This window comes from Streptomyces sp. M92 (assembly GCF_028473745.1).
Taxonomy (GTDB): domain Bacteria; phylum Actinomycetota; class Actinomycetes; order Streptomycetales; family Streptomycetaceae; genus Streptomyces.
Genome location: NZ_CP101137.1, coordinates 2,201,999 through 2,222,500 on the forward strand (window position 1 = coordinate 2,201,999; position 20,502 = coordinate 2,222,500).

The 20,502-nt window shown below is 70.1% G+C and carries 21 protein-coding genes; 17 read left to right on the forward strand and 4 right to left on the reverse strand.

The window, feature by feature from the left end:
• Positions 1-2: 2 nt before the first annotated feature.
• A complete protein-coding gene (gene rpsR / locus M6G08_RS09975) occupies positions 3-236 on the forward strand; it encodes a 30S ribosomal protein S18 (RefSeq protein ID WP_272586814.1) in 234 nt (77 codons plus the stop codon).
• Positions 237-542: 306 nt separating this feature from the next.
• Entirely contained in the window at positions 543-821 is a 279-nt protein-coding gene (locus M6G08_RS09980) for a DUF397 domain-containing protein (RefSeq protein WP_383139596.1), read from the forward strand.
• A gap of 78 nt (positions 822-899) precedes the next feature.
• On the opposite strand, the gene M6G08_RS09985 is transcribed toward M6G08_RS09980, so the two are convergent.
• Complete coding sequence (locus M6G08_RS09985; protein ID WP_272586815.1) at positions 900-1,379, reverse strand: ATP-binding protein; 480 nt, start codon at positions 1,377-1,379, stop codon at positions 900-902.
• 365 nt (positions 1,380-1,744) lie between these two features.
• Here M6G08_RS09985 and M6G08_RS09990 point away from each other — a divergent pair, with 365 nt between their 5' ends.
• The 5 genes from M6G08_RS09990 (at position 1,745) to M6G08_RS10010 (ending at position 6,608) form a co-directional block, all read left to right on the forward strand.
• The gene (locus M6G08_RS09990) at positions 1,745-2,581 is read left to right on the forward strand and encodes a Sco1979 family transcriptional regulator (RefSeq protein ID WP_524540352.1); all 837 of its coding nucleotides are present in this window, start codon (positions 1,745-1,747) and stop codon (positions 2,579-2,581) included.
• A gap of 82 nt (positions 2,582-2,663) precedes the next feature.
• Complete coding sequence (locus tag M6G08_RS09995) at positions 2,664-4,124, forward strand: aldehyde dehydrogenase family protein (RefSeq protein WP_272586816.1); 1,461 nt, start codon at positions 2,664-2,666, stop codon at positions 4,122-4,124.
• Positions 4,125-4,155: 31 nt separating this feature from the next.
• The gene (locus M6G08_RS10000; RefSeq protein ID WP_272586817.1) at positions 4,156-4,797 is read left to right on the forward strand and encodes a PadR family transcriptional regulator; all 642 of its coding nucleotides are present in this window, start codon (positions 4,156-4,158) and stop codon (positions 4,795-4,797) included.
• A gap of 102 nt (positions 4,798-4,899) precedes the next feature.
• Positions 4,900-5,850 (forward strand): efflux ABC transporter ATPase subunit, DrrA-related, encoded by a 951-nt coding sequence (locus tag M6G08_RS10005; protein WP_272586818.1) that lies wholly within the window; start codon positions 4,900-4,902, stop codon positions 5,848-5,850.
• On the forward strand, positions 5,847-6,608 hold the full coding sequence (locus M6G08_RS10010; RefSeq protein WP_272586819.1) for an ABC transporter permease: 762 nt from the start codon (positions 5,847-5,849) through the stop codon (positions 6,606-6,608). The genes M6G08_RS10005 and M6G08_RS10010 overlap by 4 nt, the downstream gene beginning before the upstream one ends.
• Positions 6,609-6,674: 66 nt before the next feature.
• Here the strand turns inward: M6G08_RS10010 and gad are convergent, their stop codons facing one another.
• On the reverse strand, positions 6,675-8,102 hold the full coding sequence (gene gad, locus M6G08_RS10015; protein WP_272586820.1) for a glutamate decarboxylase: 1,428 nt from the start codon (positions 8,100-8,102) through the stop codon (positions 6,675-6,677).
• Positions 8,103-8,201: 99 nt separating this feature from the next.
• Here gad and M6G08_RS10020 point away from each other — a divergent pair, with 99 nt between their 5' ends.
• From M6G08_RS10020 to M6G08_RS10065, 10 genes are all read left to right on the forward strand, one after another.
• Entirely contained in the window at positions 8,202-8,963 is a 762-nt protein-coding gene (locus M6G08_RS10020) for a MerR family transcriptional regulator (protein ID WP_272586821.1), read from the forward strand.
• A gap of 256 nt (positions 8,964-9,219) precedes the next feature.
• Positions 9,220-11,070, forward strand: a complete 1,851-nt coding sequence (locus tag M6G08_RS10025) for an ABC transporter ATP-binding protein (protein ID WP_272586822.1) — start codon at positions 9,220-9,222, stop codon at positions 11,068-11,070.
• Complete coding sequence (locus M6G08_RS10030) at positions 11,067-12,551, forward strand: phytoene desaturase family protein (protein ID WP_272586823.1); 1,485 nt, start codon at positions 11,067-11,069, stop codon at positions 12,549-12,551. The genes M6G08_RS10025 and M6G08_RS10030 overlap by 4 nt, the downstream gene beginning before the upstream one ends.
• 295 nt (positions 12,552-12,846) lie before the next feature.
• On the forward strand, positions 12,847-13,605 hold the full coding sequence (locus M6G08_RS10035) for a class I SAM-dependent methyltransferase (RefSeq protein WP_272586824.1): 759 nt from the start codon (positions 12,847-12,849) through the stop codon (positions 13,603-13,605).
• A 42-nt stretch (positions 13,606-13,647) separates the two neighbouring features.
• On the forward strand, positions 13,648-13,995 hold the full coding sequence (locus tag M6G08_RS10040; protein WP_272586825.1) for a helix-turn-helix domain-containing protein: 348 nt from the start codon (positions 13,648-13,650) through the stop codon (positions 13,993-13,995).
• 187 nt (positions 13,996-14,182) lie between these two features.
• A complete protein-coding gene (locus M6G08_RS10045; RefSeq protein WP_272586826.1) occupies positions 14,183-15,094 on the forward strand; it encodes an alpha/beta fold hydrolase in 912 nt (303 codons plus the stop codon).
• Positions 15,091-15,669, forward strand: coding sequence for a hypothetical protein (locus tag M6G08_RS10050; RefSeq protein WP_272586827.1), 579 nt, complete (start codon positions 15,091-15,093; stop codon positions 15,667-15,669). The genes M6G08_RS10045 and M6G08_RS10050 overlap by 4 nt, the downstream gene beginning before the upstream one ends.
• Before the next feature lie 141 nt (positions 15,670-15,810).
• Positions 15,811-15,993, forward strand: coding sequence for a linaridin family RiPP (locus M6G08_RS10055; protein WP_107063874.1), 183 nt, complete (start codon positions 15,811-15,813; stop codon positions 15,991-15,993).
• 147 nt (positions 15,994-16,140) lie between these two features.
• The gene (locus tag M6G08_RS10060; RefSeq protein WP_272586828.1) at positions 16,141-16,995 is read left to right on the forward strand and encodes an HTTM domain-containing protein; all 855 of its coding nucleotides are present in this window, start codon (positions 16,141-16,143) and stop codon (positions 16,993-16,995) included.
• Between the two features lie 205 nt (positions 16,996-17,200).
• Positions 17,201-18,043, forward strand: a complete 843-nt coding sequence (locus M6G08_RS10065) for a DedA family protein (protein ID WP_272586829.1) — start codon at positions 17,201-17,203, stop codon at positions 18,041-18,043.
• A gap of 119 nt (positions 18,044-18,162) precedes the next feature.
• Here M6G08_RS10065 and M6G08_RS10070 read toward each other — a convergent pair whose 3' ends face one another.
• Both M6G08_RS10070 and M6G08_RS10075 read right to left on the reverse strand, forming a co-directional pair.
• Positions 18,163-19,869: a threonine/serine exporter family protein gene (locus M6G08_RS10070; protein ID WP_272586830.1), complete on the reverse strand. Its 1,707-nt coding sequence runs from the start codon at positions 19,867-19,869 to the stop codon at positions 18,163-18,165.
• Between the two features lie 127 nt (positions 19,870-19,996).
• Entirely contained in the window at positions 19,997-20,488 is a 492-nt protein-coding gene (locus M6G08_RS10075; protein ID WP_007452023.1) for an inorganic diphosphatase, read from the reverse strand.
• Positions 20,489-20,502: the final 14 nt, after the last annotated feature.

Below are 20,502 nucleotides of genomic sequence, written 5' to 3' on the forward strand. Positions count from 1 at the left end.
CCATGCCCCGCAAGAGCGACCGCAAGCCCGCCAAGCAGCGGCCCAATCCGCTGGACCAGGCGGGAGTGACGTACATCGACTACAAGGACACCGATCTGCTGCGGAAGTTCATCTCCGACCGCGGCAAGATCCGCAGCCGCCGCGTCACCCGGGTGACGTCCCAGCAGCAGCGGCAGCTGGCCAGGGCGATCAAGAACGCGCGGGAGATGGCGCTGCTGCCGTACTCCGTGCGCTGACCCGCGCCGCCGGCCGTCCACCGGCGCCGCGACCCGGGGGCCCGCTCGACCGAGCGGGCCCCCGGGTGTTGGTGCATGTTGTTGCATGTTCTCCGAATTCGGGGGCATACGGGGGAACGAGTTCTTCGGAGCGGGCGTCAAAGAGTGCAGGACTCGGTAAAGCGGTCGTCAAAGCTGTAACTGAGGGAACACCCCGCGTGCACGTGCATTTGCTCATGCATCTGCACGTGAACGGAGCTATGATCCGGATCAGTTGACCACTGCATCAATGGCCACATCAGCCAGTGCACCACCGGGGAGCGACCTGTGGACCACGACGGGTACGACGTGTACGCCGCTGACGACGCGTCCGGCGTGTACAACGGCATGGCCGCCGCGCAGTTGCACGACGTGGCCTGGCAGAAGAGCCGGCACAGCAACTCGCAGGGGTCGTGCGTGGAGTTCGCGCGGCTGCCCGACGGCGCGGTGGCGGTGCGCAACTCCCGCTTCCCCGACGGGCCGGCGCTCGTCTACACGCGCGCAGAGATCGAGGCCATGCTGCTGGGCGTCAAGGACGGCGAGTTCGACCACCTGGTCACGAGCTGACACGTGTGCGGCCGCGGCGCGGAAAGGCGCCGCGGACACAGCAGGCACCGCGGGCGCCACAGGCCCCCCGGCGGCGGGTCACACGCCGGGCTGCGGGAGCCGGAACAGCGCCCAGACCACCTTCCCGTCGAGCGTCCCGGCGAGCGGGTGCCAGCCCCAGCCGTCGCTGAAGGAGTCGACCAGGAACAGTCCCCGGCCCGACTCCGCCGAGAAGTCGTCCGTCTCGCGGGCCACCGGGCTGTCGTGACTGGGGTCGCGCACCGCGCACACCAGCCGCTCGGGCCAGCGCATCAGATGCAGCCGGACGGGACCGTTCTGCTCGGCGGTGCGCGGTGTGTCGGCGGGCAGCGCGTGGCGCAGGGCGTTGGTGACGAGTTCGGAGACCACGAGGCAGACGTCGTCGAAACGGTCGCCCATGCCCCAGCCGTCGAGCGTCCTGCGGGTGAACCCCCGGGCCTCGCGCACCGCTTCGAATCTCGGTGGCAGGGCACAGGAGGCGGCGTTGGAGACGGCCGCGGGGTCGAGTGGTGGAAGGCCCTGCCGTAACGGCTCGAGCATGGTCGATCCATTCGTCCCCATGCGAGGCACTCCCGAAATTCGCGGTCCGAGGCGATGCGGCGCGGTGGTGCGGGACCATGGTTTCGGATGCGTACCGCAGATGCAAGGGCAGATGCACGTGCACGTGACCGAAATGGACCTGCCCGTACCGCTTGTTGGTCAATTTTTCCGTCATCTTCGCCCGCTCTTCACCTCCGTCCGCGGCTGGTTCCAGGCCGTTCGGTGCATGATCCTGTGCGTTTCCTTTGGCTCGATTCCGTTTCCGTAACCGGACGAGTACTGCTCGGAGTGTTTTAGTGGCAGACTTCGGCCCCTGAAGACGGTTGGGGAGGCTGGCGAACGTGAGCGCGGGAGAGCCCGGATCGGTGGTGCGGCGCATGCTGCTCGGATCACAACTCAGGCGACTGCGTGAGACGCGGGGGATCACGCGGGAGGCGGCGGGCTACTCGATCCGCGCCTCCGAATCGAAGATCAGCCGGATGGAGCTGGGCCGGGTGAGCTTCAAGACGAGGGACGTCGAGGACCTGCTGACGCTGTACGGCATCACGGACGAGCAGGAGCGCGACTCCCTGCTCTCCCTCGCCAAGGAGGCCAATGTCGCGGGCTGGTGGCACAGTTACTCCGACGTGCTGCCCAGCTGGTTCCCCACCTACGTGGGCCTGGAGGGCGCCGCCTCGCTGATCCGGGTCTACGAGGTGCAGTTCGTGCACGGCCTGCTCCAGACCGAGGAGTACGCCCGCGCGGTCGTCCGGCGCGGCATGAAGGGCGCCGGCGAGGAGGACGTCGAGCGGCGGGTGACGCTGCGCCTGGAGCGGCAGAAGCACCTCGTCGCCGAGAACGCGCCCGAGTTCCACATCGTCCTGGACGAGGCCGCGCTGCGCCGCCCGTACGGCGACCGCGCGGTGATGCGCGGCCAGCTCCAGCACCTCATCGAGATGTCGGAGCGGCCCAACATCCGGCTCCAGGTCATGCCGTTCGGCTTCGGCGGGCACTCCGGTGAGAGTGGCGCGTTCACGATCCTCAGCTTCCCCGAGTCCGACCTCTCGGACGTCGTGTACCTGGAGCAGCTGACCAGCGCCCTGTACCTCGACAAGGGCGAGGACGTCACCCAGTACGAGACCGCGCTGAAGGAACTCCAGCAGGACAGCCCGGGGCCGGACGAGAGCCGGGACCTTCTCCGAGGGCTTCTCCAACTCTCCTGAAACGTAAGTACGATGACGCCCAATCAGGCCGTCGGCTCACGGACGTGACGGCCGGCGGCAGCTATGGGGATTGAGGGATCACATGTCGTCGTACTTCACCGACCTCGCCCAGCAGTACATCGACGGCGAGTGGCGCCCGGGCACCGGCTCCTGGGACATCATCGACTTCAACCCGTACGACAACGAGAAGCTGGCCTCGGTCACGATAGCCACCGTCGACGAGGTCGACGCCGCCTACCGGGCCGCCGAGCGCGCGCAGAAGCAGTGGGCGGCGACCAACCCGTACGCCCGCCGCGCGGTGTTCGAGAAGGTGCTGCGCCTGGTCGAGGAGCGCGAGGGCGAGATCAGCGACGCGATCGTCGCCGAGCTCGGCGGCACCCGCCTGAAGGCCGCCTTCGAGCTGCACCTGGCCAAGGAGTTCCTGCGCGAGGCGGTGCACCTGTCGCTGGCGCCCGAGGGACGGATCATCCCGTCGCCGGTCGACGGCAAGGAGAACCGTGTCTACCGGGTGCCGGTCGGTGTCGTGGGCGTCATCAGCCCCTTCAACTTCCCCTTCCTGCTCTCCCTCAAGTCGGTCGCCCCCGCCCTCGCCCTCGGCAACGGCGTCGTCCTCAAGCCGCACCAGAACACGCCGGTCGTGGGCGGCACCCTGGTCGCGAAGCTCTTCGAGGACGCCGGCCTGCCGGGCGGCCTGCTGAACGTGGTCGTCACCGACATCGCGGAGATCGGCGACGCCTTCCTGGAGCACCCCGTCCCCAAGGTGATCTCCTTCACCGGCTCGGACAAGGTCGGCCGCCACGTGGCCACCGTCTGCGCCGCGAACTTCAAGCGCTCGGTGCTCGAACTGGGCGGCAACAGCGCGCTGGTGGTCCTCGACGACGCGGACGTCGACTACGCGGTCGACGCGGCCGTCTTCAGCCGGTTCGTCCACCAGGGCCAGGTCTGCATGGCCGCCAACCGCGTCCTGGTCGACCGCGCGGTCGCCGACGAGTTCACCGAGAAGTTCGTCGCCAAGGTCGCCGGTCTCAAGGCGGGCGACCCCCGCGACCCGTCGACGGTCATCGGGCCGGTGATCAACTCCTCGCAGGCGGACGCCCTGACGGCCGTCGTCGAGCAGGCGCTGGCCGAGGGCGCCACCGCCCTGGTGCGCGGCACGGTCACGGACAACCTGGTCGAGCCGTCGGTCCTGACCGGCCTGCCCGCCGGCTCCGCCCTGCTGCGGCAGGAGGTCTTCGGGCCGGTCGCCTTCCTCGTCCCCTTCGACGGCGAGGAGGAGGCCGTACGCCTGGTCAACGACACCCCTTACGGCCTGAGCGGCGCCGTGCACACGGGGAACGTCGAGCGCGGCGTCAACTTCGCCAAGCGGATCGACACCGGCATGTTCCACGTGAACGACGGCACCGTGCACGACGAGCCGATCGTGCCGTTCGGCGGCGAGAAGCACTCCGGCATCGGCCGCCTCAACGGCGACACCATGCTGGACGCCTTCACCACTCAGAAGTGGATCTCGGTGCAGCACGGGCGCAGCGGGTTCCCGTTCTAGTCCGGGTCCCGGGTCGGCCTAGTCTGGACCCATGTCAGTGATCCGTCTCCTGGTGCTCGGCGCGGTCCGCCAGCACGGTCGGGCCCACGGCTACCAGGTGCGCAACGACCTGGAGTACTGGGGCGCGCACGAGTGGTCCAACGCCAAGCCCGGCTCGATCTACCACGCGCTGAAGCAGATGGCCAAGCAGGGCCTGCTGCACGCGCACGAGATCGCCCCGTCGACCGCCGGCGGCCCGCCGCGCACCGAGTACGAGATCACCGAGCAGGGCACGGAGGAGTACTTCACCCTGCTCAGGGAGTCCCTCACCGCCTACGACCAGAAGCCCGACGTGCTCTCCGCCGGGCTCGGTCTCATGGTCGACCTCGGGCGCGAGGAGGTGCTCGGCCTCCTCGAGGAGCGGATCCGCGCCATCCAGAAGTGGCGCCGGTCCGTCACCGAGTACTACACGCCCGAGGACGGCCCCGCACAGCTGGGCCACATCGGCGAGATCATGAACTTCTGGGTGCACTCCGCCGACACCGGCGCCGAGTGGACCCGCGCGCTGATCGAGCGCATCCGGGGCGGTGCGTACACCTTCGCCGGAGAGGGCGAGCCGTTCGTCGGGGTCCTGGGCGAGGGCGAGGAGAACCCGTACGGGGCGGGGGAGCCGCACCCCGGAGACCGGGGTTGACGGATCATCTTGACTAATCAAGTTTGACTAAGCGCCTCGACGGGCATACGCTCTCCGCGAGCAAGTAGTCAAGTTTGACTAACCGAGCTTCGAGGAGAGTAAGTGACCGACGCGGCGATCACCGTCGAAGGGGCACGCAAGAAGTACGGCGTCAAGCACGCGCTGGACGGTCTCGACCTCACGGTCGCGCGGGGCACGGTGCACGGGATCCTGGGCCCGAACGGCGCGGGCAAGACCACCCTGGTCCGCATCCTGTCCACCCTGCTCCGCCCGGACGCGGGACGCGTCGAGGTGGCCGGCCACGACGTCGTCACCCGGGCGTACGCCGTGCGCCTGCGCATCGGCCTGCTGGGTCAGCACGCCGCGCTCGACGAGGAGCTCGGCGGCCGGCAGAACCTGGAGCTGTTCGGCCGCCTGCACCACCTGGGCGCCCGCCGGGCACGCGCGCGTGCCGACGAACTCCTGGCCCGTTTCGACCTCACCGAGACCGGACGCAAACCGGTCAGCGCCTACAGCGGCGGCATGCGGCGCCGCCTGGATCTGGCCGCGTCCCTCATCACCGACCCGGAGGTGCTCTTCCTGGACGAACCGACCACCGGCCTCGACCCGCGCGGCCGGGCGGAGGTGTGGGACTCCGTCCGCTCCCTGGTCGGCGGCGGTACGACGGTCCTGCTCACCACCCAGTACCTGGAGGAGGCCGACCAGCTCGCCGACCGGATCTCGGTCGTCGACGCCGGCCGGGTCGTCGCCGACGGCACGGCCGACGAACTCAAGGCCGTCGTCGGCGGCGACCGCGTCGACATCGTCCTGCGCGACGCCGGGCAGCTCGGCGCCGCCCTCGCCCTGCTGCCGCTCACCGACGCCCGCGTGGACGCCGACCGCCGACTGATCAGCGCACCCGTCACCGACCGGATGACGGCCCTCGCAGGCGTCGTACGGGCGCTGCAGGAGGCCGGTCTGGAGGCCGAGGACGTGGCCCTGCGCCGCCCGACCCTGGACGAGGTCTTCCTGCACCTCACCGACCGTCCCGACCGCATCAAGGAGGCCGCGTGACCACCTTCGCCCTGACCGACTCCTGGACCATGACCCGCCGGGAGCTGGCCCGCTGGGCGCGGCAGCCGGTCCCGGTCGTCGTCAACCTGGTCTTCCCGGTCATGCTGCTGCTGATGTTCGGCTACCTGGTCGGCGGCGGCCGCGGCGTGAGCGGCGAGTACGTCGACTACCTCGTCCCCGGGATGCTCGCGCTCACCATGGCCTTCGGCCTGGAGGGCACGATGATCGCCGTCACCCGGGACCTCGACAAGGGCGTCGTCGACCGGTTCCGCTCCCTGCCCATGACCAACGGCGCGGTGCTGGTGGGCCGCTCGGCCGCCGACATGCTCCAGTCGGTGGCCGGCCTCGCGGTGCTGCTCGCCGTCGGGTACGCGCTCGGCTGGCGGGCGCACGGCAGCGCAGGCGCCTTCCTGGGCGCGGTGGGCCTGCTGCTGCTCTTCCGGTTCGCGATGCTCTGGGTCGGCATCCACCTGGCCCTCGTCGCGGGGAAGCCGGAGATGGTGCAGGCGGTGCAGATCCTGGTCTGGCCGGTCGGCTTCCTCTCCAACGCCTTCGCCACCCCGGACGCCATGCCGGGCTGGCTGGGCACGTTCGTCCAGTGGAACCCGATGTCCCAGACCGCGACCGCCGTACGCGACCTGTTCGGCAGCCCCGGCGGCGAGAGCGGCCACGTGTGGGCGGCGGTCGTGTGGCCGCTGGCCATCCTGGCGGTGTTCTTCCCGCTGGCGGTACGCCGCTTCGCCCGTCTGAGCCGGTAGCCGCGGCTTCGGCGACCACCGGTCTCAGTGGCGGGACCACCGGTCTCAGTGGCGGGACCACCGGTCTCAGTGGTGGAAACCGGTGGCCGCACCCCTGTCCCGGGTCAGCGGGTGCGGCTGCCGGCGCAGCTCCGGCAGCAGCCGTTCCAGCTCCTCCACCAGGAGGTCCGCCATGTCGGCCGAGAAGCCGTTGCGGCACACCACGCGCAGCACGGACAGGTCCTCGCGGTGTGGCGGGAAGGTGTACGCGGGCACCAGCCAGCCGCCTTCCCGCAGCCGCCGGGAGACGTCGAACACGTCGTACGCCGTCACGTCACCGGCCGTGGTGAAGGCGAAGACCGGCAGCTGGTCGCCGCGCGTCAGCAGCCGGAAGTCGCCGAGCGCCGCCACCCGGTCGGCGAGCCCCCGCGCGATGTCCCGCGACGCCTGCTGCACCGCCCGGTAGCCCTCCCGCCCCAGCCGCAGGAACGTGTAGTACTGCGCGACCACCTGCGCGCCGGGCCGGGAGAAGTTCAGCGCGAAGGTCGGCATGTCGCCGCCCAGGTAGTTGACCCGGAAGACCAGCTCCTCGGGCAGCGCGTCCGCCTCCCGCCACAGCGCCCAGCCCACGCCCGGGTAGACCAGCCCGTACTTGTGCCCCGAGGTGTTGATCGACGCGACCCTCGGCAGCCGGAAGTCCCACACCAGGTCCTCGTCCAGGAAGGGCGCGACCATGCCACCGGAGGCGCCGTCGACGTGGACCGGGACGTCGAGCCCGGTCCGCTCCTGGAGGGCGTCCAGGGCGGCGCACAGGTCGGCGACCGGCTCGTAGGACCCGTCGAAGGTGGAGCCGAGGATGCCGACGACCCCGATGGTGTTCTCGTCGCACAGCTCGGCGGCGGCCCGCGGGTCGAGGTGGAAGCGGTCGCCCTCCAACGGGACCTGCCGGGCCTCCACCTCCCAGAAGGTGCAGAACTTCTCCCAGCAGACCTGGACGTTCACACCCATCACGAGATTGGGCCGGGCGTCCTTGGAGGGGTACCGGTCGGCGTTGCGCAGCGCCCAGCGCCGCTTCAGCGCCATCCCGGCCAGCATGCACGCCTCGCTCGACCCGGTCGTCGAGCAGCCCACGGCCGCAGTCGGGTCCGGCGCGTGCCACAGGTCGGCGAGCATCGCCACGCAGCGCCGCTCCAGCTCGGCGGTGCGCGGGTACTCGTCCTTGTCGATCATGTTCTTGTCGCGGCACTCGGCCATCAGCACCCCGGCCTGGGGCTCCATCCAGGTGGTGACGAAGGTGGCCAGGTTCAGCCGGGCGTTGCCGTCGAGCATCAGCTCGTCGTGGACCAGGCGGTACGCGGTCTGCGGCGGCAGCGGGGAGTCGGGGAGGCGGTGCGTGGGCGGGGCCTCGGTCATGCCGCCGAGGGGGTTCGCCTGGCCGTGGAACGGGTTCACGGCGAGCCGGCGCCGGGCGCGCTCTGCGTCCTGCGGCGGGTGGGGCCCGTGATGCAGTGGCATGTGACCGACGGTAGGTCCGGGACCCGGGCCGCGCACCCGGGCTTGCACCTCACGTCGCGTGAGGCGGCAGCGTGGAGGGCGCCAGAGAAGGGAGCGGAAGTGAGCTACTCCGTGGGACAGGTGGCCGGCTTCGCCGGAGTGACGGTGCGCACCCTGCACCACTACGACGACATCGGTCTGCTCGTACCCAGCGAGCGCAGCCGCGCGGGCCACCGGCGCTACAACGACGCCGACCTCGACCGGCTGCAGCAGATCCTGTTCTACCGGGAGCTGGGCTTCCCCCTCGACGAGGTCGCCGTCCTGCTCGACGACCCGGACGCGGACCCGCGTGCGCACCTGCGCCGCCAGCACGAGCTGCTGACCGCCCGGATCGAGAGGCTGGAGAAGATGGCGGCGGCCGTGGAGCACGCCATGGAGGCACGCAGCATGGGCATCAACCTCACGCCCGAGGAGAAGTTCGAGGTCTTCGGCGACTTCGACCCCGACCAGTACCAGGAGGAGGTCCAGGAACGCTGGGGCGACACCGACGCCTACCGCCAGTCGCGGCAGAAGACCGCCTCCTACACCAAGGAGGACTGGCAGCGCATCCAGAACGAGGCCGACGAGCTCACCCGGCGCTTCGTCGCCCTGATGGAGGCCGGTGAGCCCGCCGACTCCGAGGCGGCCATGGACGCCGCCGAGGACCACCGGCAGGGGATCACCCGCAACCACTACGACTGCGGGCACGAGATGCACACCTGCCTGGGCGAGATGTACGTCTCGGACGAACGTTTCACGCGAAACATCGACGCCGCGAGGCCCGGCCTCGCCGCCTACATGCGCGACGCGATCCTCGCGAACGCCGCCCGGCACCGGGCGTGACGCCCACCGGGACGGCGGCCGAGGAGGTGGGCCGCCGTCCCGATGCCCACGTCGGCACAGGGTCGTTACTTTCCCTTGTGCGGTCCTCGGCTTCCAGCAGTCGCGCAATCGAAGGCCGACCGGTCAATTTACCCATAACTTGAGGCCTGTCCCGCGTGTTACGTTCGGTCGCCTTGACGACGGGCTCGTGCGGCAGGGCTGACCACCCGGTACCGCCACGTTCACCGTGACCGTCGGAAAAGCGGGGGGAGCGCTGGTGCTGGGCCACAGGGAGCAGACGAGCCCGGGAGCCGGGGCCGCGAAAGGCGCCGGATCGGTCGCGCGCGTCAGCAGGCAGCACTCCCGCCTGCTGTTCACCGGCGTACTGCTCGGCCTGCTGGGCGTGGGCGCCTCGCTCGCCCAGCCCTGGGCCATCGGCGAACTGATCCAGGCGGCGGGCCGGGGCACCCCGATGACCGGCCCCGTCGTCACGCTCGTCGGGCTGTTCTGCGCCGGCGCGCTCTTCTCCGCGCTCCAGGCCTACACCATCGGGCGGGCCGGGGAGAACATCGTCCTCGATGTCCGCCGCATCCTCGTCGGACGGCTGCTGCGGGCCGATCTCACCGCATTCGCAAGGCAGTCCCAAGGGGACATCCTCACTCGCACGGTCACCGACACCTCGCTGGTGCGGATCGCCCTGTCGCAAAGCCTCGCCCAGCTGATCGTCAGCGGTGCCACGGTCGTCGGCGGCGTCGTGCTGATGTTCCTCATCGATTTCTGGCTGATGGTCATCACCCTCAGCTGCCTGGGAGCCGCCAGCGTCGTCTCCGTCGTGCTCGCCCGCAGACTGCGCGGGGTGGCCCTGGAGAACCGCGACGACACCGGCGCCTTCGCCAGTGACGTTCAGCGGGTGCTCGCCGCACTGCCCACGGTGAAGGCATCCCGGGCCGAGAGCCGCGAAGCCGACCGCATCGGAGAGCTGGCGGAGCGGACGCGCCGCTCGGGTGTACGCGTCAGCGCCTACAACGCCCTGCTGATGCCGTCCATGAATGTCGGCACGCAGGGCGCGCTGGCCGTGGTCGTGGGGGTGGGGATGTCGCGGGTGGCCCGTGGCGAGATGGACATGGCCGGCCTGACCACGTTCATCATGTACTTGTTCCAACTGGTGTCGCCGCTGGTGATGTTCTTCATGGGGGTGGGCCAGTTCGTCCAGGGACGGGCCGCCGTCCAGCGGGTGGACGAACTCGCCCGTCTGCCCCAGGAGGACGCCGGGCCGTCCGGGGGCAGGGTGCCCTCCCCTCCCCCTGTGCGGCTGCCCCCGAACGAACCGGCGGTCGAGTTCCGCGACGTCCGCTTCTCCTACCGCCGCGGAAACGACGCGGAGCGGACGCAGGTACTCAAGGGCGTCTCCTTCAGCGTGCCGGCGCGAGGGCTGACGGTGGTGGTCGGGCCGTCGGGGGCGGGCAAGACCACCCTGTTCCAGCTCATCGAACGCTTCCACACGGCGGACGGCGGCCGCGTCCGGCTCGGCGGGCAGGACATCGAGACGCTGCCCCTCGACACGGTCCGCACGCTGGTGGGCTACGTGCAGCAGGACAGCGCGGCCATGCGCGGAACCATCAGGGACAACCTGACCTACGCCAGCCCCCACGCCGACGACGCCGCCATCCGGGAGGCGGTGGAGCTGGCCGGCCTCACCCCGGTGATCGCCCGGCTCCCGCGCGGCCTCGACACCGAACTCGGCGACCAGGGCAGCGGGCTGTCCGGCGGTCAGCGCCAGCGTCTGAGCATCGCCCGCACACTGCTGCAACGGCCCGCGGTCATGCTGCTCGACGAAGCCACGTCCCACCTCGACTCCGACTCGGAACGGGATTTCCGTGCCGTGTTGCGCGGGGTCTCCCGGCGCTGCGCGGTCATCGCCATCGCCCATCGGTTCTCCACGGTGATCGACGCCGACGGCATCGTGGTGCTGGAAGAGGGCCGGGTCCGGGCCACCGGAGCGCACCACGAACTGATGGAACACGACGAGCTCTACCGCCGCCTGGCCGGGGCCCAGCTGGACGCCGGCCCCCGGTCGGCCGAGCACAGGATTCGGCTCCGGCCCGTCACACATGAGGAGTACCGGTGAGCACAACGGACGTCGCCATCGTGGGTACCGGACCCAACGGCCTCGCGGCCGGCGTGGTCCTCGCCCGTGCCGGACTGCGCGTGGAGCTTCACGAGGCGGCCGACACCATCGGCGGAGGGCTGCGCACGGCCTCCCTCTTCGACTCCGGTGTCGTGCACGACCTCTGCTCCGCCGTCCACCCCATGGCCGCCGCGTCGCCGTTCTTCCGCGCGTTCGGCCTGGCGGCCCGCGGGGTCGAGCTTCTGCAGCCGGAGATCGGCTACGCCCACCCGCTGGACGGTGGCCGGGCCGCCCTCGCCTACCGCTCGCTCGCCGAGACCTGCGCGCGTCTGGGTGCCGACGGTCCGGCCTGGCACCGGTTGATGAGCCCGCTGCTCGAGCGCAGTGAAGCGGTCGTCGATCTCGTCCTCTCCGGACAGCGCAGGCTGCCCCGGGACCCCGCCGCGGCCCTGCTGCTGGCGAGCCGGGTGGCGGTACACGGCAGCGGACTGGGCGTGCGGAGCTTCCGGGGGGAGGAGGCGCCGGCCCTGCTCGCGGGCGTCGCCACGCACGCGGTCGGCAGGCTGCCGAGCCTCGCGTCGTCGGCGGTGGCCATGCTGCTGGGCCACCTCGCGCACGGCACGGGGTGGCCGTTGCCCCGCGGCGGCAGCGGCCGGATCGCCCAGGCGATGGCCGAGGACATCACGGCGCACGGCGGTGTCCTGCACACCGGACACCACGTGATGGACCTGGCAGAACTGCGCGGCGCCCGCGCCGTGCTGCTCGACACCAGCCCCAAGGGGCTGCTGGCCCTGGCGGGCGACCGGCTGCCGAGCGCCTACCGGCGCGCCCTGGGGCGGTTCCGCTACGGTCCGGGCGCCGCCAAGGTCGACTTCCTGGTGTCCGAACCGGTCCCCTGGGCCGACCCCGCGGTGGGCCGCGCCGGCACGGTACACCTGGGCGGCACGTACGCCGAGATGGTGCGGCAGGAGACGGCGAACGCCCGCGGAGTGCGGACCGGGAAGCCGTTCATCCTGGTGGTGGACCCGGCAGTGGTCGATCCCGGGCGGGCCCTGCCCGGCAAACGCCCGCTGTGGGCGTACGCGCACGTCCCGAACGGCGACCCCACCGATCCCTACGACCTTGTGCGGGCCGGCATCGAGCGCTACGCACCCGGGTTCGGCGACACCGTGGTCGCCCACCGTTCCGTGCCCGCCGCCGCCTACGAGGCGTACAACCCCAATTACGTGGGCGGGGACATAGGCTCCGGCGCCATGACGCTTCGGCAGAGCCTCGCGAGACCGGTGCCGCGTCTCGATCCCTACCGCACTCCGCTGCCCGGAGTCTTCCTGTGTTCCTCTGCCACTCCGCCGGGGCCCAGCGTGCACGGAATGTCGGGTTACCTGGCGGCGCTCTCCGCACTCCGGCACTGTTTCGGGATACGTGACGAACCCGACTTGGGACCCGGCCCGGCGTCACTCGCATTCGCTCCTCCCGTGTAGTTGCGGGAAGCGCCGTGGGGCTGATGCTGAGACAACTCCCGTCGGCTCGCCGACGGGTGGCGAAAACCACGACGGTTTTCCATGGAACAGGCAAGATCGCGTTTGGTACGGTGAGGCAACGAAGTCTCCCCACAGGCTTTCGTTGAGGCGTTACCGTACGATGTTCGACCAGTCGTACGGCCGGTTGCGGATATCGTGACCGATCCAGCCGAGGTACCTCGTTCCGCCCGGTTCCAACCCCCGGCTTCATGGCGATCTCACCGGTTAGGCAGTGGGGACAGGATGAGGGGGAACAATGGAAAACGGAGTTGAAGATATAGGGTACGGCCGACAGTTCGAGGGCTGGTACGACCGGTTGATCCCGGATGGAAGAGTTACCCGCGAAGCCGTGAAGGGGCTGCGGGACCGCCACCCCGATCCCGCGTCCGGGACCCTTGAACTCGGTGTGGGAACCGGGCGGATCGCCATCCCGCTCTCCCGCGACGTCGGCCGGGTGACCGGCGTGGACAGTTCCCCGGAGATGCTCGACGCGCTGCGCGTCAAGCTGAAGGAGGGCGGGGACGTCGCCCCGGTGCACGGGGACATCCGCACCTACACCTCACCGGCCCGGTACGGGCTGGTGTACTGCGTGTGCGCGACCCTCTCGTGCCTGACGACACCCGATGATCAGCAGCGAGCCGTGCGGCGCGCGGCCGACCTGCTGGTTCCCGGTGGCCGGCTGGTGATCGAGACGCACAACAAGCCGGCGATCGTGGACCTGCACGATGGCCGGGCCCGCACCACCTACTTCGTTCCCTACCCGGAGCCGGGCACGGGGGTGCAGACGCACTCCACCCTGCTCGACGGTGGCCTGTGGCAGTGCTCGCACATCCTCTACCAGAGCGACGGGACCACCCGGGTGGGCAGCGAACTCACCCGTCTGACCACACCGGACGACGTCGACGGCTACGCCCGCGCGGCCGGACTGGAGCCCGAGGCCCGGATGTCGCGGTGGGACGGCACGCCCTACAGCGAGACCGCACCACTGTTCATGTGCAGCTACGTCAAGCCCTGAACACGGTACACACGGCAAACGGTCGGCTATGAGGGGTTTCACATGGGGCGTCCGCCAGTACTTCCGACAGACAAGAAACTCGGCCTGGTGCTCAGGGTGATGAGCGGCGAACTGACAGCGGCCGAAGCCGCACGGGAAGCCGGGGTATCCGAACAATCGGTGTCGAATTGGCGCAGGCAGTTTATTGAGGGAGGGCGTAACGGATTGGCCGGTGAAAGCGGAAGAAGCGCCGTAGGGGAGTCCCGGATGGCTGAGCTGACCAAAGAAAATGCCATGCTGAAGGCGACGATAGGCGAGCTGTACATGGAGCTGCGAAAGTACGGCCGCGGTCCGGTCGTACGGCCGCCGCAGCCTCGGGGAAGAACGCGTCCCGGGCGCCTGGTCAACTAACTCATTAATTGATGACGGAAGCGGGTGTTAGCCTTCCGGGCAGATAGTCACTTCACATCACGGGGGAGGGAATGTGGCGTCTTTGGAACGCCAGTTTGCCGCCGGCATGGCCGGATTGGCCGGCACCAGCCTTCTGGCCGGTGCGATAACGCGGTTCACCGGTACACGTGAACGTGCGCGGCGTTGCATGCTCCACGAGCGGCCGGACGGAAGCCTCGTCGAGGTCGAGGTGCACATTCCTCCGCAGGCGCGGCGGGCCGTTCTGCTCGACAACGGAATGGGCGCACCCCAGGAGTACTGGGACTGGGTGTGCGACGCGCTCCCCGCCGACATGGGGTACGTGCGTTTCAACCGCCCCGGCTACGGGCTCAGCACGCCGGACACCAGGTACGGCCTGGAGCCGCGCTTCGAACTCCTCCAGGAACTGCGCGACACCTACCTGCCCCAACTTCCCGTGGTCCTGGCGGGGCACTCCCTGGGCGGGTACTTCGTTGCTGCCTACGCGTCGATGTACCCGGACGCGGTGGAGGGCGTGTCCCACGTGGTCATGATCGACGCCACCGAGGTGGTCAGCCTGCGCCACGCCCGCCGGACCGACGTCGACCGCTGGTCCCACCAGCGGATGGTGATGGAGCAGGTCTTCGCCGCCACCGGCCTGTCGGTCTTCCGCCCCGCCATGAACGCGCACCAGCAGTATCGCCCGGAGATCAACCGGAGCTACCGGGCGTTCCTGGCGACCCCCGGTACCTGGGCCACGGCCCACCGGGAGTACCGGGACGCCCAGACCTATCCGGAACTGTCCGAGCTGGACTGCCCGTTGACCGTGATCACGGCGGAGAACAACATCGGCGACAACACGCTGCACGCCGGTGTACAGGCCAGGCTGGCGGTCATCTCCCAGCGGGCCCGCCATCACTTCGTCCTCGGCTCCGACCACGAATCCCTCCTCGCCGTGCCCAAGCACGCCGAAGAGGTGGCGGGACTGATCGCTGGTGAACCACCGGCCGGCCCGCTCGGACCGGCGTGGCAGCCGTCCACCACGGAGCACCGGGCCGACGGGGACGTCACCGGTCGGAAGGAGCAGTTGGCGCGGTCATGAAAGTGAACCCGGAACGCGTGAAGACGGCCGTCGTCACCACGTCGCTCGCCGCATGGCTGGTCGCGACCGCGGTGGCACAGATCCCCGAGCAGCGCTTCGACGGACTGCTGCGTCGCGGGAAGCTACGGATCCCGACCCCGAACTGGCGCTTCTTCGGACCCAACCCCGGCGTCAAGGACGCCCACCTGCTCTACCGCGACATCACGGACGGCGAGCCCGGTGCATGGACGGAGGTCCCCATCGTCCAGGACCGGCCGTGGTACGCGCTGGCATGGAACGCGCGCAACCGGAGCCCGAAGGCCCTGTTCGACGCGACCCAGCACACCCTCGCGCAGGCGGTCGCCTTCGGATCGGCGGTGCTCCCCGTGACGACGGCGTCCGGCTACCGGCTGCTGGCCCGCTACATCCAGCTGCACCTGCCGCACTCCCCGGGCGCCTCGCACAGCCAGTTCATGCTGCTGCACTCGTATCCCACCAGCCCCGAAGACCGGAACATCGAACCCGCCTTCGTGTCCCTGGAATTCCCGCTGGAGGGAGACGTCACCCCTGCCGGGGCACCGTCTCTCGCCGCATAGCGACTCGGACAGCCCTCTCGACTGGAAGCTGCGAGCTCACTCGGCACGCCACGTGCCGCGTGAGTCCGCGCCCTCCCGCCGAACGGCTGGAGAACTCGCTACGAGTTTATTCCTGAGAAACCGCAGAGAAAGAGGAACACCATGTCTGTCGTGGCTGACTTCGCCAACGCCGAGCTGACCGACGTGACCCCGGGCCGCATGGGCAACGACGCGACGCCGACCATGCTCACCCCGCTGGCCACCCTCGCGACCCCCGAGGGCGTCGCCGTGACCTCCGCCACCGCCTACGCGCTGAACGAGATCACGAACGACCTCGCGGGCTGAACCATCGGCCGGCGGGCGGTGCTGACCGGCATCGTCGGCCGGGCCGGATGAAAGACGCGGCGGCACGGTACGCCCGATACGCATACCGTGCCGCCGCTTTCGTTTCCACCGTACTCGCACGCATCACATCACCGGGAGCACCCATCCATGTTCCTCAGCGCTCCACCCGAGGTCACGGCACGCCGAGTGGCTTCGCTGGGCACGCTGGTCTCCGCACTGGAAATGCTGAGCCAGTCACGTAAGTTCGAAGACGGCGAAATGCTGAGCGGCCAGCTGGGCAACACGCGCCCCAAGTTCGCCAAGCGCTTTCCACGGCTGACGCGGGCCCTCGAGTCCAAGAAGGCGGCGGTGGCCCTGTACGGGATACAGGCCGGTGCCTCCGCCGCCACCCTGGTCTGGGGCCACAGGCGAGGAGTCCGGACGGCGGGCAGTGCCGTGCTCGCGGTGACGGGCGCGGCCGGCCGGCTGCGCTCCCCCTACGGGGGCGACGGAGCGGACCAGCTGCAGCAGGTGATCAACGTCGTCCTCGCCTCGACCGGCACCTTCATGGACGGCGAGAAGGCCCGTGACGTGGCCATGCGCGCGCTGGCCCTGGAGACGACCATCTCCTATGTCGCCTCCGGCGTGGTCAAGCTCGTCTCCCCGGTGTGGCTCAGCGGTGAGGCGTTCAATGGGGTCATCCGTACGCACAACTACGGTGACCAGCGTGTCTACCGGCTCGTACACCGGTACCCGGTGGTGGGAAAGCTGGTGACCTGGGGCACGATCGCCGCGGAGGTGTCCTTCCCGCTGGTCTTCGTGCTGCCCAAGCCCGCGGCCAAGGCGTTCCTCGGCTCGATGACGCTCTTCCACCTCGGCATCGGGCAGTTCATGGGCCTCAACCGCTTCGTGCTGGCCTTCGGCGCCACCCACCCCGCGCTCCTCTACGTCTTCGCCCAGCAGGAGAAGGGCGCGGAACTGGCCGCCGCACACGCCACGGCCTCTCCGGCCGCCCAGGGGTGACACCGGGGGTGACGAGCGGGCGGGACCAAGGGGCCTCAGGGGGAGGTGCGCCGCCGTATTCTTCTGGGTCCACGGTTACCGGGTCTTCCGGACCGGGGCAGCGCACGCTCCGGGGCCCGGTGGAACCCGGGACCCGACGGCTGCGTTGATACGTTAGGGCAGCCAGTCCCAGCCCGCCTCCCCCAGCAGCAGGAGCCACAATCCCGTGACCACGCTTGCGCTCGGCCCCGAGTGGCTGAGCCCGGACTACCTGATCGAGACCTTCGCTCTGCCGGGCATCCTGCTCATCGTCTTCGCCGAGTCCGGACTCTTCGCGTTCCTGCCCGGCGACTCGCTGCTGTTCACGGCGGGGCTCTTCGTCGCCCAGGGCGAGTACATCAGCCAGCCGCTGTGGCTGGTGTGCACCCTGATCGTGCTGGCCGCCGTCATCGGCGACCAAGTGGGCTACATGATCGGGAAGTTCCTCGGCCCCAAGCTCTTCAACCGCCCCGACTCCAAGCTCTTCAAACAGGAGAACCTGGACAAGGCGCACGAGTTCATGGAGAAGTACGGCCCCAAGGCGATCGTCCTGGCCCGTTTCGTGCCGATCGTGCGCACCTTCGCCCCCATCGTGGCCGGCGCCGGCCGCATGCAGTACCGCACCTTCCTCACGTACAACGTCATCGGCGGCGTCGCCTGGGGCTCGGGCGTCACCCTCGCGGGCTACTGGCTCGGCCAGATCGAGTTCATCCGTACCAACGTCGAGCCGATCCTCGTCCTGATCGTTGTTCTTTCGGTCGTCCCGATCGCCATCGAGTACCTGCGCGAGCGCAAGAAGAAGCAGCAGCAGCCCGTGGCGGCTCCCCAGCCCGCGGCGCCCCAGCCCGCGGCGCCCCAGGGCTGGCAGCAGCCCCAGCCCGCGTACCCGGTGATGGACGACGCCACGACCCAGCTCCGCAGGGTGGACCCGTACCAGCAGCCGCAGCAGCCCCAGCAGTACCAGGAGCCGTACGCCCAGCAGCCGTACGACCAGCAGGGCGGCCAGTACCCCTACAACCAGGGTCGCTGAACCCCGCCCAGGGGCGCGGGGCCGCATCGACATGCGGCTCCGCCGCGTGGGCGCGACCGGCCCCAGCGAGCCGGCAGCCGCCGACGTGCAGCACCACCCGAGCTCGTAGGCGCCCGGCGCTAGAACCCCCGCGTCCGCTTCGCCGCCCGGCGTCCCGCCGCACTCGCCGCGCCGGGCACCTTCAGGAACAGCCGCGAGATCTCCCCACCCAGGTTCACGCCGATCGCGATGGCCATCGCCAGCGCCACCGCGTTGGACAGCGACAGCAACCCCGAGTCGACCTCGCTCTGCGCGATCCCCAGCAGACCGAAGTACGTCGCCGAACCGGGCAGCAGCGGGCCGATCGCGGCCGTCGTGTACGGCAGCGCCGACGCGAACCGGTACCGGGACATCAGTTGCCCGAACAGGCCCACGAGCCCTGCCGCGGCGGCCGTGGAGGCCACCGGCGAGATGCCGCCGGCGAAGTGCATGGCGCCGTAGACGCACCAGGCGACGCCCCCGTTCAGAGTCACCGCCAGCACGGTGGACCGTTCCTGCTGGAGCAGGATCGCGAAGGCCAGCGACAGCAGCATCGAGGCGAAGATCTGCACGAACGGTTCGTCACCGGTGCCCAGCTTGGCGTCCGGATTGAGCTCGGCGCCCAGCTGGACGCCGAAGTACAGCACCACCAGCACCCCGGCGACGATGCTGACGAAGAAGTACATGACCTCGAGCAGACGTGCGGCGGCGGTGATGTAGAAGCCGGTCAGGCCGTCCTGCACCCCCGCGACCAGCGCCCGCCCGGGCAGCAGTGCGAACAGGCCACCGGTGATGACCGCCGACGCCTTCACGTCGACGTGCGTCACCGTCAGCACGACGCCCATCGCGGCCGGCGGCATCGCGGCCACCGCGAACTGGTAGAACTCCGGCAGCCCGCGCCCGGCGCACAACCACGCCAGCCGGTCGCCGAGCATCGAGCCGAACATCGCCGCGAAGAACACGGTCAGCCCGCCACCGACCAGCAGCGAGGCCGCGCCCGCGAGCAGGCCACTTGCCACGGTCAGCACCCAGGTGGGGTACGGGTGACGGTTGCGGCGGATCTCCGCGAGGCGCCGGTAGGCCTCCTCCAGGGAGATCTGCGTGTCCGGGTCGCTGAGATCGTCCACCAGGTGGAACACGGCCGCCAGCCGCGTGTAGTCGGTGCCCCGGCGGCGCACCGTCCGGGACGCCGTCACCGGGTCGTCGACCAGGGACGGCTGGTGGGAGATCGACAGCAGGGTGAAGGTGACGTTCGGCTCGCAGCGGTCCAGGCCGTAGGAGCGGCAGACGGCGAACATCGCCGCCTCCACGTCCTCGGCGCCCTCACCGCCCGCCAGCAGCAGCTCCCCGATGCGCAGCGTCAGGTCGAGCACGCGCGGCACGGCGGGGCCGGTCTCGTCGTCGTGCTTCTGCGACGGCTCGGGCGCGGGCCGCTCGGCCACCGGCATGCGCAGCATCGCGCGCATCCGGTCCTGCCAGGGCACGTCCGTCAGGTTGACCGCCGGGATGCCGCTCGCCGGGGTGAAGGTGGCCGGCGACCACGCGTGGTACGTGCTCGGCATGCTGAACGCCGAGCCCTCGAAGTCCGCGGGCGTTCCCGACGGCGCGTCCAGCCCCTCCGGCAGCGCGAACTCGGAGGTCGTCTCGGACTCCGTGCCGGCGTGCCGGGGCACCGCCAGCCCCTGCGGGATCTCGAACTCGGACGTCGTCGACGACTCGTCGTCGACCGGCGCGCCGACGCCGACGGGCGGCCGGAAGGCACTGCGCGCCTCGTCCGACTGCGGCTTGCGGTCCTCCGCCTCCGTCACCTGCGAAACGCTCCCTGGGCCCTCGTACGACACACCCCCTTGTAGCCCTCAGTATGCGCACCCAAACGCGTAACGGGCCGCACGCGTGCGCGTGCGGCCCGTTACGGAAGGGATTCAGGAGGCGTGCTCAGTGGCCGCCCTGGTCCTTGAAGCGCTTGTAGGACCGCTCGATCTCGGCCTCGGCGTCCGTGCGGCCCACCCAGTCGGCGCCCTCGACGGACTTGCCGGGCTCCAGGTCCTTGTAGACCTCGAAGAAGTGCTGGATCTCCAGGCGGTCGAACTCCGAGACGTGGTGGATGTCACGCAGGTGCTCCACACGCGGGTCGGTCGACGGGACACACAGCAGCTTGTCGTCGCCGCCGGCCTCGTCCGTCATCCGGAACATGCCGATCGCGCGGCAGCGGATCAGGCAGCCCGGGAACGTCGGCTCGTCCAGGATGACCAGCGCGTCCAGCGGGTCGCCGTCCTCGCCGAGGGTGTTCTCGACGAAGCCGTAGTCGGTCGGGTAGGCGGTCGAGGTGAACAGGCGGCGGTCCAGGCGGATACGACCGGTCTCGTGGTCCACCTCGTACTTGTTCCGCGAACCCTTCGGGATCTCGATCGTGACGTCGAACTCCACCGGACGCTCCTCCA